The following is a 13,172-nucleotide window of genomic DNA, read 5'->3' on the forward strand; positions in this document are numbered from 1 at the left end:
TTTTAATTTTTAAGTATGCTTCAACGGAAAAGCCTCGAAGCGAGGCTATAAATTCCTCTCTTTTAGAGATGTGGTTTTTCTCTTTGCATTTCAATTTGTTTACGCCAAGCGCGATTATGCAAGCAGTAAGCAATCATACGATAAAAAACTAAACTATTAATACACATAAAACTTAGTATTATCAGAATGACGCCAATGATTGAAACTATTAAGTGTGTGGTTTTTATGTCTGCACCAAGTAATGTTCCTAATATCGTATATATTAGGAAGGATATTGCTAATGTAGCAGTGCTAAAGGCTATGTAAACATAGCTTTTTAGCGCAAGATATTGCCCTTTACCAACGACCGCCATTAATGGAATGATAATAATGCAACCCACTAAGTCCGTGATCATAGCGCCGATGAAAAAAGCGTTTTTTGACCAGTCCATCCATTTTGAAATTCCATGCCAAATAGAAATTTGAGGCAGAGAGAAACTAACTATTGTGAGTATTGCGCTTATTATTAGAGGAATGCCCATAGTATGCCATCCAATAGAAGCATCCATCTCATTCATCATCTCATCCTTAACGGATTCAAGTTGTTCATCATTCCCCTTTACGATTTTCGCACTAAATTTTTCGCTGAGCGCTAATGCATTTTTTAGATGTTTAAACATGATAATGAGCCTGCCATGCGCGTTTTTATTAAAAAATTTAGTGCTGATTTCATCCACTAATATCAGGTCAATATGCGGTAGTATTGTAACTGATTTTTAATTAAACAGCCCCGAAACGAGGCCATAAATATTGAATTTCCAGTTCTGAAAATTCCTTATTTTACGAGGCGTGATTTTTTCTTTGTCCTTCAATTTGCTTGCGCCATGCACGATTATGCAAGCAGTAAGCAATCATGCGATAAAACATGTCAGTATCCAGACACTTCCAGGAAAGACAGGCAGCAAACAGTCCCGGAAATGAAAGTCCAAACAGTAACGCATGCACGCCTGAGCCTGTCAGCCATGAAAAGAAACAGTAACAGACAAAGAACAAAGAGAATAAAGTTGTTATCGCAAGGACAAGTAGATGAAATCTTAAAAAAACATAACTGCCTTTCGAGATAAATAACAATGACAGGACAACAAGGAAAGCATAAAAAAAAGCGGCAACCATAATGCCAATCATTAAGGCATATTTTGGCCAGCCCATTAGCGTATATATGCCTTGCCATAAAGACGTCTGAGGAATGACAAAACTGAATATAGCCAGAAAACAGCTTGCGACAAGCGGAAGTCCCATGGTATGCCAACCGACAGGTTCTTCCATTTCATCAATCATTTCATCCTTTACCTTTTCCAGTTTGGCAATGTCAAATGTATCAATTTTTTTGCTATAACTTTTACTTAAGGTAAGTGTTTTTTTTAGTTTTTTTAGCATGTATATCAATTAATTCCTGTAGCGTTAAATGACTGGAGTAATCCTATAATATACTTTCCTGATTGTGATACAGTCTGTGGATTACGAATAGTACCCGTCAAAGCACTGCCAGCGAATGCAGAGGTGTTAATAATTGCGTTAGCTAGCTCTTTTTGTAGTGATTTCTGCAACGCCTCTGTTGGAAAGCGCTTTGGATAGCCACCCATATGCATAATCGCTTTTATGCCGGAATTTGAGATACCTGGGTTTTGAATTCGAATGATCTCTTGAGTGATCCGCTTCCTTTCTGCTCTGCTCAACGTTTTTAACCACTCAATTGCGCGCGCGGAAGAAGCGCCTCGCATCAGTTTGTAAGTATCAAATATGCCTTTGAGTCCTGCACCAGCGCCTGCCAAAGAAATAAGATCCAAAGCGGTACAGGTCGCTGTGTACCAACCCTGACTATCTATCCAGTTGACGCTTTCTTCATGGCCTGCACTGATTAACAGTAATCGGGCGCCGCCATTGATGCACTGACCTACAGTCGCAAATGTTCCGGCTGCGATTATCCCAGCAACAACGCCTGTTGCGCCTGCTGTCAATGGCACCGTACTTCCTGCTGCGATCGCGAGAAATGCAGTAGCTACAGCAGCCCCGCATGAAAACGCAGTGGACGTTATTTCATTCGCAAGAGAGGGCTTGCTCAATGTGTCGGTGATGGATTTGGCTGCCGTCTGAGATGTCACAGTCGGAACCTTCGTAATCACCACATGACTTACATTACTTTGGTTCGACGAAGCGTAGCGACGCGAAGGGCGAACAAGCCATTGTTCGCGGCCATCGGAATAGATGATGCCCACCTGACTGAAATCCCGCGTGCAATCCAGACGATTGGCCAAAGCGGTGAAATCAATGTCATCTGCGGACACCATGCCCAGTCGTCGCGCGATATTGTAGTCAGGAAGATTGTTTGAAGACTGTCCTGGTAAGGCCATTAGCTCACTCCTTGCTGATGAAAACCGGATTGCGAAGCGTCAAGGGTAAAGCGCAGCGGAAACGAATTAATTAAGAATAGTCTTAATGATCCATTAGAGCCATCAATGTGTTACTGCCCCCGTCCTTGTCAGTCATCCCTTTGTCAGAAGTCTGTTGCTTATCAAGTGATTAATCCGGCTTTACATTTCATGACAATCCAGCATGTCCAGGAGGCGACTTGTTTACAGGGCGCTCGGTTAAACGCCTTTTTTCAGCCAAACGGGTCAAACTCGGCCTACATAATATGTTGCTTTAATGTGGCAGAAAGGTTTAAAACTATTGTGCAGGAATTGATCAAATGCTTGAGTTTTTTTAACCTCTCCTTTTACTATGTTTGGGATAAACAAAATCATGAAAAACAGGGTACTTGTTGCTTTTTCTCTGCTTGCGCTGAGTGGCTGTAGCACGATGTCATCTAATGAAGCCATTCCTCCCCTTCAGGCTGAGACTGCAAAAATGCTGGGTCTGAGCTCTTCCGATGAAATCACTGTAACTAATGTATCCGCGACTAAACCAGATACCTTGGGCTCTCAAATGCTCTCTTATCGCGCCACTACAGATAAAGGTCGCATTTTTGACTGTCAGTCTCAGATGATCCCCGGGATCCTGGGGCAGGAACCCGTTGTTACCGTGCCAAAATGTACACCCGTCAAAGTACATAACTAAAAAGCGTTTCCCTGTCTGTCCGTCGGACAGGGAATATCCGTTTTATATCCAGCGTTATTTCAAGAAAGCCTTTATCTCGTTGCGTCCTGCCTTTAAAGCGGGTTCTTTTCATCAGGTTTACACATCGTAACGTTTAAGACTCGGTCTTCATTTGAACATCAATGTGGAAATCGCCTGCATTACTTGAGCGGGAAGTTTATGGCCTCCAGTGTTGTCATCCCGTCGCAAGGCGTGGATCTTACAAAAGTGAACAGGCCTCATTTTTTAAGGTAAGATTTTAAGCCTGATTTAGCGCCATATTTATCAACACGCAGGCAAGCAATCTCTGCTTCAATTTTTCTAATATTTTATGTCGGCACCTCCCTGATTGTTATCACCTGAATAAGGCCTGACGCGGCATTCATCCATCAGGGGTGATGTAGCAGGATATGATGAATCCTCGGGTGTCATTAACACTCTTGTAACGGGTTAATCATAGTGATAAAGCTAATCTGTGATTCACTAACCATCTGGGGTTTGAAGCGTCCTGACGACATTGGAGATCCGGTTTTTCATGGGAAATTAATGCATTTCAGGATGGGCGATAAGCGCCCAGTATTGCTTTCACAAAAAATTAATAAAAACCCGGTCATCAGGTGAGCATACGTTTAACAATCCTGCCTGATAATCCCTCACCTGAAATAATTCAGTCGCTCCCGTGATGAAAAGAAGAGAGGGTTCATGAACTTCCGATTCACCATGCTGGCGGCCAACAGACGGTTATTGCCTAACGTCTGGGATGCCGTGGCTTTTCCCTTGATCATTTGTCTGATTGCTATGGTCGCGGTCGGCTTTCATCAAACGTTGATGCCGATAGACAGTTTAAAAACCCAGGCTATCTCGCTCGATCCCACTAATCTGCCGGAATATGCCATGCGCACCACGCTGCGCATGCTGGTGGCAATGCTGGCTTCCCTGGTGTTCAGCCTGATTTACGGCACGCTGGCCGCCAAAAGCCGCCGTGCTGAAAAGGTGCTGGTGCCAATTCTGGATATCCTGCAGTCCGTGCCGGTGCTGGGATACATCTCCTTTACCGTCACCTTCTTTATTGCGCTTTTTCCGGGGCAGGTGCTGGGCGTAGAACTGGCGGCCATCTTTGCCCTGTTCACCAGCCAGGCGTGGAACATGACCTTTAGCTTCTATCAGTCGCTGCGCACCGTGCCAGCCGATTTGGTGGAAGTGTCGCGCGGATTTCATCTGACCGGATGGCAACGTTTCTGGAAGCTGGATGCGCCTTTTGCTGTGCCGGGGCTGGTATGGAACATGATGATGTCGATGTCAGGCGGCTGGTTCTTTATTGTCGCCTCTGAAGCGATCACGGTCGGCAATAACACCTTTACCTTGCCCGGTGTCGGTGGCTATCTGGCGCAGGCTATTCTGCATAAAGATATCCACGCGGTAGGCTGGGTGTTACTCACCATGGTGATTGTGATTCTGGCTTACGACCAGTTGCTGTTCAGACCGCTGGTCGCCTGGGCAGATAAGTTCCGCATGGAAAACACCCGCTCAGGAAATGCGCCAACCTCCTGGGTGCGCGATTTAATGCGTCGAACCCGTCTGATTCATCAGATCTTCACGCCGTTACGGCTGCTGCTGTCAGCGCTGGCGCGTATCTCATGGCGCTGGCCGACAGCGGCACCCGTGCGTTTCGAGAACAATACTCGCCGTGCTTCAAGGCTGGGTGACATTGTCTGGGGCGCGTTCGTCATTTTACTGACCCTCTATGTGGTTTACCGGGTCATTACTTACGTTCAGATCGGCGTGACGCTGGATGAGGTGAAACACGTTTTCACGCTGGGGCTGATTACCTTATTGCGCGTGACGGTGCTGATTCTGATTTCGTCGCTGATATGGGTGCCGTTAGGCGTAATGATTGGCCTGCGGCCTGCTCTGGCGGGCAAGATTCAGCCCGTGGCTCAGTTTCTGGCAGCCTTCCCGGCAAACCTGATGTTCCCAGTTTTCGTGATTATGATTGTGCATTTTCATCTTAATCCCGATATCTGGCTGTCACCGCTCATTGTGCTTGGCACCCAGTGGTACATTCTGTTTAACGTTGTGGCAGGGACTACTGCGTTTCCGAATGACTACAAAGAGGCCGCAGCGAACTTTCATATCCGTGGCTGGCAATGGTGGCGCCAGGTGATGTTGCCCGGCATTTTTCCTTATTACATTACGGGCGCGATTACCGCTTCCGGAGGCGCGTGGAACGCCAGCATCGTGTCTGAATTTGTGCAGTGGGGGAATACGCAGGTCACGGCGCACGGTTTAGGTGCCTACATCGCACAAACCACCGCCGCCGGGGATTTCCCCAAAATCATTCTTGGTATCGCGGTGATGTCGCTGTTTGTCACCCTGTTCAACCGTCTGTTGTGGCGACCGCTGTACGTGTACGCCGAATCAAAATTCCGTGCCAATTAAGGGACACCTGATGTTAAATAATCCACCCACACTGAACCCAGACGTGTCGAACAGGAAACCAGAAGGGCGCAAAGCGGTCCTGACGGTGAAAGACATTAAGCACGGTTATGATAAAACGCATGGTGAAGTACTGATTCTGGATGACGTTAATCTCACCCTGCAGGAAGGGGAAATTGTCGGCCTGCTGGGCCGCTCAGGCTCAGGGAAATCCACGTTGTTACGCATCATTTCTGGCCTGATCACGCCAGGTTCGGGCGCGGTCGAGTATCTGGGCAAGCCGCTTAACGGGCCGGCCAAAGGCGTGGCGATGGTGTTCCAGACCTTTGCGCTGTTTCCCTGGCTGACGGTACTGCAAAACGTGGAAGCTGGCCTGGAGGCGCTGGGCGTGGAAAAAGCGGAGCGCAGAAAACGCGCCCTGGCAGCCATCGACCTGATCGGCCTGGACGGTTTTGAAAACGCCTACCCACGCGAGCTGTCAGGCGGAATGCGTCAGCGTGTCGGTTTTGCTCGCGCGCTGGTGGTTGATCCCACTCTCTTATTAATGGATGAGCCTTTCTCTGCACTGGACGTATTAACCGCCGAAACGCTGCGTACGGATTTACTCGATTTGTGGAACGAAGGGCAGATGCCGATGAAGTCGGTGCTGATTGTCACTCACAATATCGAAGAGGCCGTGTTTATGTGCGACCGCATTCTGGTGCTGTCGTCGAATCCTGGACGCGTGGTGGCTGAAATCAAAGTGCCCTTTGGCCATCCTCGCAATCGCCTTGATCCCGCATTCCGTCGTCTGGTTGATGATGTGTACACGCAGATGACCGCCAGGCCAACCAGCGATAATGTGAAAAAGAGCCTCAGGCTGGGCACGCACCTGCCGCAGGTATCAACTAACCTGATGGCCGGCCTGATTGAAACCCTGGCGGCCGCGCCCTATCACGGTCGTGCAGACATGCCGGATGTTGCGCGTTCGCTGCATCTGGAGGTCGATGAGCTGTTCCCGATAGCCGAAGTGCTACAGTCACTGGGCTTTGCCGACGTCAGGGAAGGGGATATTTTCCTGACGCCACCTGCCCGGGTTTTTGCCGAATCGGATACCCAGCAGCGCAAAGTCATGTTTGCCGATCATCTGCTGCGCTATGTGCCGCTGGCCGCCTTGATTAAAACCGTGCTGGATGAACGTCCCGGTCATCGTGCGCCACGCATGCGTTTCGAGCAGGAGCTGGAAGACTCACTGGCTGACAGCGCCGCCAAAGAGACGCTGGACAGCGTGATCAACTGGGGCCGCTATGCAGAGATCTTCTCTTATAACGATCAGACCGAATATTTTAGTCTGGAAGACGTTGAGTTTTAATTCTGCTCGCTCAGCAAAAGGTTGCGTTATCCCTTACACCATCCCGTTACTCTGCACGGGATGGTGCCTGAAAGATTCTCAAGGCAATAATCCTTTCTGAAAGATAAATAAACGCGGTTTACACTGTTCTTATTCCGCAGAGGTAAATGGTTTATTGTGGTATTTGATGACTATAATTCATTGCCTGCACATTGAAAGCCAGTTGTTTAACTGGCTTGTTCGTGTTTTTTTCTCTTATTATTTTGGGGTGAATTGATTATTGGTGAATATTTAATTCTGTTTTATTTATTAATTTTATGGTTTCTGAAAATTAAGTGGCGGTAATTTATTATTTATTAATATTTCGTGATCTCATTAATGTTTGTGAGTTGGGCGATGGTTAAACAATTAGGATTAGGTTCTTTTAGAACCAGAGGAGTAAGACTGTTTTCATGCCCTAATGAAATGAAGGTTTAGACATGAAAGAAGACAAGGTTTTAATATTACGTACCTGTGCTAATAATATGGCCGATCACGGCGGAATCATCTGGCCGTTAAGCGGTATCGTAGAGTGTAAATACTGGAAGCCGGTTAAAGGCTTTGAGAACGGACTAACGGGGCTAATCTGGGGAAAAGGATCGGATTCACCGCTGAGCCTGCACGCTGATGCCAGGTGGGTTGTCGCTGAAGTGGATGCCGATGAGTGTATCGCTATTGAAACTCATGGCTGGATTAAATTTCCCCGTGCTGAGGTTCTTCACGTTGGAACGAAAACCAGTGCGATGCAATTTATCCTGCACCATCGGGCTGATTACGTTGCCTGTACGGAAATGCAGGCCGGGCCTGGAGCGCCTGATGTCACTTCAGAGGTAAAGGCAGGCAATCGATCGCTGCCTGTAACAGATGATATTGATGCGACCATCGAATCAGGCAGTACGCAGCCGACACAAACGATTGAAATCGCAACCTATGGCAGTACGCTCAGCGGCACGCATCAGAGTCAGCTGATTGCCGGATATGGCAGTACTGAGACGGCGGGTGATAGCAGCACATTAATTGCCGGTTATGGTAGCACCGGTACAGCGGGATCAGACAGCACATTAGTCGCGGGCTACGGCAGTACCCAAACCGCAGGTGAAGAGAGCAGCCAGATGGCGGGTTACGGCAGCACGCAGACCGGCATGAAAGGCAGCGATCTCACCGCCGGTTACGGCAGTACCGGCACGGCGGGCGCCGACAGCTCCCTGATCGCCGGTTACGGCAGTACCCAGACGGCGGGAGAAGACAGCTCGCTGACAGCCGGTTACGGCAGCACGCAGACCGCGCAGAAGGGCAGCGATCTTACCGCGGGTTATGGCAGTACCGGCACGGCGGGTGCCGACAGTTCATTAATCGCGGGCTACGGCAGCACCCAGACGGCCGGGGAAGAGAGCACCCAGACAGCCGGTTATGGCAGCACCCAGACCGCACAGAAGGGCAGCGACCTTACGGCCGGTTACGGCAGTACCCAGACGGCAGGCGAAGACAGCTCGCTGACAGCCGGTTACGGCAGTACCCAGACCGCGCAGAAGGGCAGCGATCTTACTGCAGGTTATGGCAGTACCGGCACGGCGGGTGCCGACAGTTCATTAATCGCGGGCTACGGTAGCACCCAGACGGCCGGGGAAGAGAGCACCCAGACAGCCGGTTATGGCAGCACCCAGACCGCGCAGAAGGGCAGCGACCTTACGGCCGGTTACGGCAGTACCGGTACGGCGGGTGACGACAGCTCCCTGATCGCCGGTTACGGCAGTACCCAGACGGCGGGCGAAGACAGCTCGCTGACAGCCGGTTACGGCAGTACCCAGACCGCGCAGAAGGGCAGCGATCTTACGGCCGGTTATGGCAGTACCTCTACGGCAGGCTATGAAAGTTCATTGATCGCGGGCTATGGCAGTACCCAGACAGCGGGTTACGGTAGCACGCTGACAGCGGGTTACGGCAGTACGCAGACCGCGCAGAACGAAAGCGATCTCATCACCGGCTATGGCAGTACGTCTACAGCCGGGGCAAATAGTTCACTGATCGCAGGCTATGGCAGCACGCAGACAGCCAGCTACAACAGTGTGCTAACGGCGGGCTACGGCAGTACCCAGACGGCGAGAGAAGGCAGTGACCTCACTGCCGGGTACGGCAGCACCGGCACGGCAGGCTCGGACAGCTCAATCATTGCAGGTTACGGCAGCACCCAGACCGCCAGTTATCACAGTAGCCTGACGGCGGGCTACGGCAGTACGCAGACGGCGCGCGAACAGAGTGTGCTGACGACCGGCTACGGCAGCACCTCAACCGCCGGCGCCGACAGTTCCCTGATTGCAGGCTATGGCAGCACGCAGACAGCCGGTTACAACAGTATTCTGACGGCCGGTTATGGCAGCACCCAGACGGCGCAGGAGGGCAGCGATCTCACCGCAGGTTATGGCAGTACCTCAACCGCCGGTGCCGACAGCTCCCTGATTGCAGGCTACGGCAGCACGCAGACAGCCGGTTACAACAGTATTCTGACGGCCGGTTATGGCAGCACCCAGACGGCGCAGGAGGGCAGCGATCTCACCGCAGGTTATGGCAGTACCTCAACCGCCGGTGCCGACAGCTCCCTGATTGCGGGCTACGGCAGCACCCAGACCGCCAGCTATCACAGTAGCCTGACGGCGGGTTACGGCAGTACGCAGACGGCGCGCGAACAGAGTGTGCTGACGACCGGCTACGGCAGCACCTCAACCGCCGGTGCCGACAGCTCTCTGATTGCAGGCTACGGCAGCACGCAGACAGCGGGTTATAACAGTATTCTGACGGCCGGTTACGGCAGCACCCAGACGGCGCAGGAGCGCAGCGATCTGACCACGGGCTACGGCAGCACCTCAACCGCCGGCGCCGACAGTTCTCTGATCGCGGGCTATGGCAGCACGCAGACAGCGGGTTACAACAGCATCCTGACGGCCGGTTACGGCAGCACCCAGACGGCGCAGGAGAATAGCGATCTGACCACGGGCTACGGCAGTACCTCGACGGCGGGTTACGACAGCTCGTTAATCGCGGGCTACGGCAGCACGCAGACAGCGGGTTACAACAGCATCCTGACGGCCGGTTACGGCAGCACCCAGACGGCGCAGGAGAATAGCGATCTGACCACGGGCTACGGCAGTACCTCGACGGCGGGTTACGACAGTTCGTTGATTGCAGGCTACGGCAGCACGCAGACCGCCGGTTATCACAGTATTCTGACGGCCGGTTACGGCAGCACCCAGACGGCGCAGGAGCGCAGCGATCTGACCACGGGCTACGGCAGTACCTCGACGGCAGGCCCCGACAGTTCCCTGATCGCGGGCTACGGCAGCACGCAGACCGCCGGTTACAACAGTATTCTGACGGCCGGTTACGGCAGCACCCAGACGGCGCAGGAGAATAGCGATCTGACGACCGGCTACGGCAGTACTTCTACGGCAGGTTATGAGAGTTCACTGATCGCAGGCTACGGCAGCACCCAGACCGCCAGTTTTAAAAGTACGTTGATGGCTGGTTACGGGAGTTCGCAGACTGCCAGAGAACAGAGTTCGTTGACTGCCGGATACGGCAGTACCTCAATGGCCGGTTATGACAGCTCATTGATTGCCGGTTACGGTAGTACCCAGACGGCGGGTTATCAAAGTACGCTGACAGCCGGTTACGGCAGCACGCAAACGGCCGAGCACAGTAGTACGCTAACGGCAGGTTACGGCAGTACCGCAACGGCGGGCGCCGACAGCTCCCTGATCGCAGGCTACGGCAGTTCGCTGACCAGCGGTATTCGCAGCTTCCTGACGGCGGGTTATGGCAGTACGTTGATCAGCGGACTTCGCAGCGTACTCACCGCCGGTTACGGAAGCAGCCTGATTTCGGGCAGACGCAGTAGTCTGACGGCGGGATATGGCAGTAATCAGATCGCCAGCCACCGAAGCTCGTTGATTGCTGGCCCGGAAAGCACCCAGATCACCGGCAACCGCAGCATGCTGATTGCGGGAAAGGGCAGCTCACAAACGGCGGGTTATCGCAGCACATTGATCTCCGGGGCAGACAGTGTGCAAATGGCCGGAGAGCGCGGCAAGCTGATTGCCGGAGCGGACAGCACCCAAACCGCCGGGGATCGCAGCAAGCTTCTGGCAGGCAACAACAGCTATCTCACCGCTGGCGATCGCAGCAAACTCACGGCAGGCAATGACTGCATCCTCATGGCGGGAGATCGAAGCAAGCTGACGGCGGGCATCAACAGCATTCTCACCGCCGGATGCCGTAGCAAGCTGATAGGAAGCAATGGTTCAACCCTGACCGCCGGGGAAAACTCAGTTCTGATTTTTCGCTGCTGGGATGGAAAGCGCTACACTAACGTGGTCGCTAAAACCGGAAAGGGAGGAATAGAAGCGGATATGCCTTACCAGATGGATGAGGACAATAATATCGTGAATAAACCCGAAGAATAATCGCCATAACAGAGGGAATGTTCGCGAGGGGACGGGAGGTTTATACAGCGCGCAGACCAGGCTTAAAAAAGCAGAGAAGCGTGTTCTTGTTGGTTATTTATCTGTCCCTGAACACAGTAAAGCCGACCTGAACGGCCTGTTGTGGTCCAGGCCGGCCAGGCCAACAATGCCAGGGAAAAGCAAAAAGGCCCATTGCTGAGCCTCTGCAAAAAGACCTGATGACTCAGGGACGCCAGACTGTGCCATCCGGAGTCCTGGCCATCGTCCAGGTCGGATTGCCGCCCTCGCAGGGGAATTTCGCCGCCAGCGCTTCGTTGATATCAATCCCTAACCCCGGCTTGTCATTGACGTAAGCATAGCCCTGATCCACTTCAGGACAGCCCGGGAAGACTTCACGTAGCGCATCATTCATTGGCGTGTATTCCTGAATGCCGAAATTAGGCGAGCTCAGATCCAGATGCATGTTTGCGCAAACCCCAATCGGGGAGATATCCCCAGGGCTGTGCCAGGCGGTGCGAACACCGTTTAATTCACTGTAGATGGCGATTTTTTTCGCCGGTGTGATACCGCCAATCGAGCTGATATGACAGCGGATATAATCAATCAGCTTATTGTCGATCAACGGCTTCCACTCATTCACGTTAACGAACAGCTCGCCCATTGCGATCGGCGTGGAAGACTGCTGGCGCAACATTTTCAGCCACTCCGTATTCTCGGGAGCAACCGGATCTTCAAGGAAGAAAAGCTGATAAGGCTCCAGCGCTTTAGCCATATGAATGGCATTAATCGGCGTAATACGTTCATGGGCATCATGGAGTAGCTCCACGCTGAAACCCAGTTTATTGCGCAGATGATCAAACAGACGCGGAATGCTTTTCGCATAGGCTTCCGGATCAAAATAGATCCCCGGGGCTTTGGTGCGAGGCGAGCGCTTGGGTTGAATATTTTTCGCTTTCACCATGCGATTGGCAATCAGTCGCAGGTCATCAGTACCGGCACCGCCGTACATGCCCATCTGGCAGCGAATATACTGGTAGCCTTCTTCCATTTTGGCGCGAGCGCTGTCTTCCACTTCAACTTCATCGGCGCCATCGGTGTGCACATAGAGCGCAATACCGTCGCGACATTTCCCACCCAACAGTTCATAAACCGGCAGGCCAGCCTGTTTACCTTTGATATCCCATAGCGCCATATCAATGCCGGAAAGGGCATTATTCATTACCGGACCATTGCGCCAGTAGCCACTCACTGCGGCGGACTGCCAGATATCTTCTATTCTGGCGGGATCTTTGCCAATCAGAAACGGGGCAAGGTACTCATCAATGGCACTTTGTACGGCGTAAATGCGCTGGGTAAAGGTGGCGCAACCCAAACCGTACAGTCCGGGCTCATTCGTTTCAATTTTAACCACCACCAGATCGATGCCGCCCGGCGCAGTCAAAATTGTTTTTACATTGGTGATGAACAGATTGCTCACACTAGCTCCTTATTATTCAGAACATTAACCGCACCGTACTCATCTCTGCTACGCAGGGTTTAATGGTATGTTGTCATACAACATTTCCTTTCTATCATAAATTTATCCGGCTTGAATTCTGCACTGCTATTTTTGTGACGGCGATCTAATGAAACGTCTCAGGCTAAATGCATTGTTTTTATGTCTATTAAATACAATGATTTGATGTATTTTTCTGTTAAGCATTTGTGATATGTGCCTCATAAATACGCTTTGTGTATTGATTTAATCTGTCGGCAAATTCACCTTAATAAGATAGTTGTCATACATATTTGAAGGT

Annotated in this window: 8 protein-coding genes; 3 read left to right on the top strand and 5 right to left on the bottom strand. The window is 51.4% G+C overall.

All coding sequences use genetic code 11. The annotated features are described in order from the left end of the window. Positions 1-62: 62 nt before the first annotated feature. The 4 genes from DFO57_RS08270 to DFO57_RS22665 all read right to left on the bottom strand — a co-directional run bounded on the left by DFO57_RS08270 (position 63) and on the right by DFO57_RS22665 (position 2,858). Complete coding sequence (locus DFO57_RS08270) at positions 63-659, bottom strand: hypothetical protein (RefSeq protein ID WP_228225368.1); 597 nt, start codon at positions 657-659, stop codon at positions 63-65. Between the two features lie 160 nt (positions 660-819). Then, on the bottom strand, positions 820-1,416 hold the full coding sequence (locus DFO57_RS08275) for a hypothetical protein (protein WP_064373173.1): 597 nt from the start codon (positions 1,414-1,416) through the stop codon (positions 820-822). Positions 1,417-1,421: 5 nt separating this feature from the next. Then, positions 1,422-2,390, bottom strand: coding sequence for a hypothetical protein (locus DFO57_RS08280; protein ID WP_013024482.1), 969 nt, complete (start codon positions 2,388-2,390; stop codon positions 1,422-1,424). Positions 2,391-2,654: 264 nt separating this feature from the next. Next, on the bottom strand, positions 2,655-2,858 hold the full coding sequence (locus DFO57_RS22665; protein WP_024472318.1) for a hypothetical protein: 204 nt from the start codon (positions 2,856-2,858) through the stop codon (positions 2,655-2,657). A gap of 958 nt (positions 2,859-3,816) precedes the next feature. Between DFO57_RS22665 and DFO57_RS08290 the strand changes: the two genes are divergently transcribed. The 3 genes from DFO57_RS08290 to DFO57_RS08300 all read left to right on the top strand — a co-directional run bounded on the left by DFO57_RS08290 (position 3,817) and on the right by DFO57_RS08300 (position 11,376). Next, entirely contained in the window at positions 3,817-5,553 is a 1,737-nt protein-coding gene (locus DFO57_RS08290) for an ABC transporter permease subunit (protein WP_014595258.1), read from the top strand. A 10-nt stretch (positions 5,554-5,563) separates the two neighbouring features. Next, positions 5,564-6,901, top strand: coding sequence for an AAA-associated domain-containing protein (locus DFO57_RS08295; protein ID WP_014595259.1), 1,338 nt, complete (start codon positions 5,564-5,566; stop codon positions 6,899-6,901). Positions 6,902-7,404: 503 nt separating this feature from the next. Continuing rightward, entirely contained in the window at positions 7,405-11,376 is a 3,972-nt protein-coding gene (locus tag DFO57_RS08300) for a beta strand repeat-containing protein (protein WP_369974474.1), read from the top strand. A 223-nt stretch (positions 11,377-11,599) separates the two neighbouring features. Here DFO57_RS08300 and DFO57_RS08305 read toward each other — a convergent pair whose 3' ends face one another. Beyond that, positions 11,600-12,853 carry an enolase C-terminal domain-like protein gene (locus DFO57_RS08305; RefSeq protein WP_013024487.1) on the bottom strand — a complete coding sequence of 418 codons (1,254 nt, stop codon included), beginning with the start codon at positions 12,851-12,853 and terminating at the stop codon, positions 11,600-11,602. Positions 12,854-13,172: the final 319 nt, after the last annotated feature.

Origin of the sequence: Pantoea sp. AG702 (assembly GCF_003182295.1) — a bacterium.
GTDB lineage: Bacteria > Pseudomonadota > Gammaproteobacteria > Enterobacterales > Enterobacteriaceae > Pantoea > Pantoea ananatis.

Excerpts from the sequence above, each read along its gene's own strand:
- DFO57_RS08270 (WP_228225368.1), bottom strand. The coding sequence starts at position 659 with ATGTTTAAACATCTAAAAAATGCATTAGCGCTCAGCGAAAAATTTAGT.
- DFO57_RS08275 (WP_064373173.1), bottom strand. The coding sequence starts at position 1,416 with ATGCTAAAAAAACTAAAAAAAACACTTACCTTAAGTAAAAGTTATAGC.
- DFO57_RS08280 (WP_013024482.1), bottom strand. The coding sequence starts at position 2,390 with ATGGCCTTACCAGGACAGTCTTCAAACAATCTTCCTGACTACAATATC.
- DFO57_RS22665 (WP_024472318.1), bottom strand. The coding sequence starts at position 2,858 with ATGGCTTCATTAGATGACATCGTGCTACAGCCACTCAGCGCAAGCAGA.
- DFO57_RS08290 (WP_014595258.1), top strand. The coding sequence starts at position 3,817 with ATGAACTTCCGATTCACCATGCTGGCGGCCAACAGACGGTTATTGCCT.
- DFO57_RS08295 (WP_014595259.1), top strand. The coding sequence starts at position 5,564 with ATGTTAAATAATCCACCCACACTGAACCCAGACGTGTCGAACAGGAAA.
- DFO57_RS08300 (WP_369974474.1), top strand. The coding sequence starts at position 7,405 with ATGGCCGATCACGGCGGAATCATCTGGCCGTTAAGCGGTATCGTAGAG.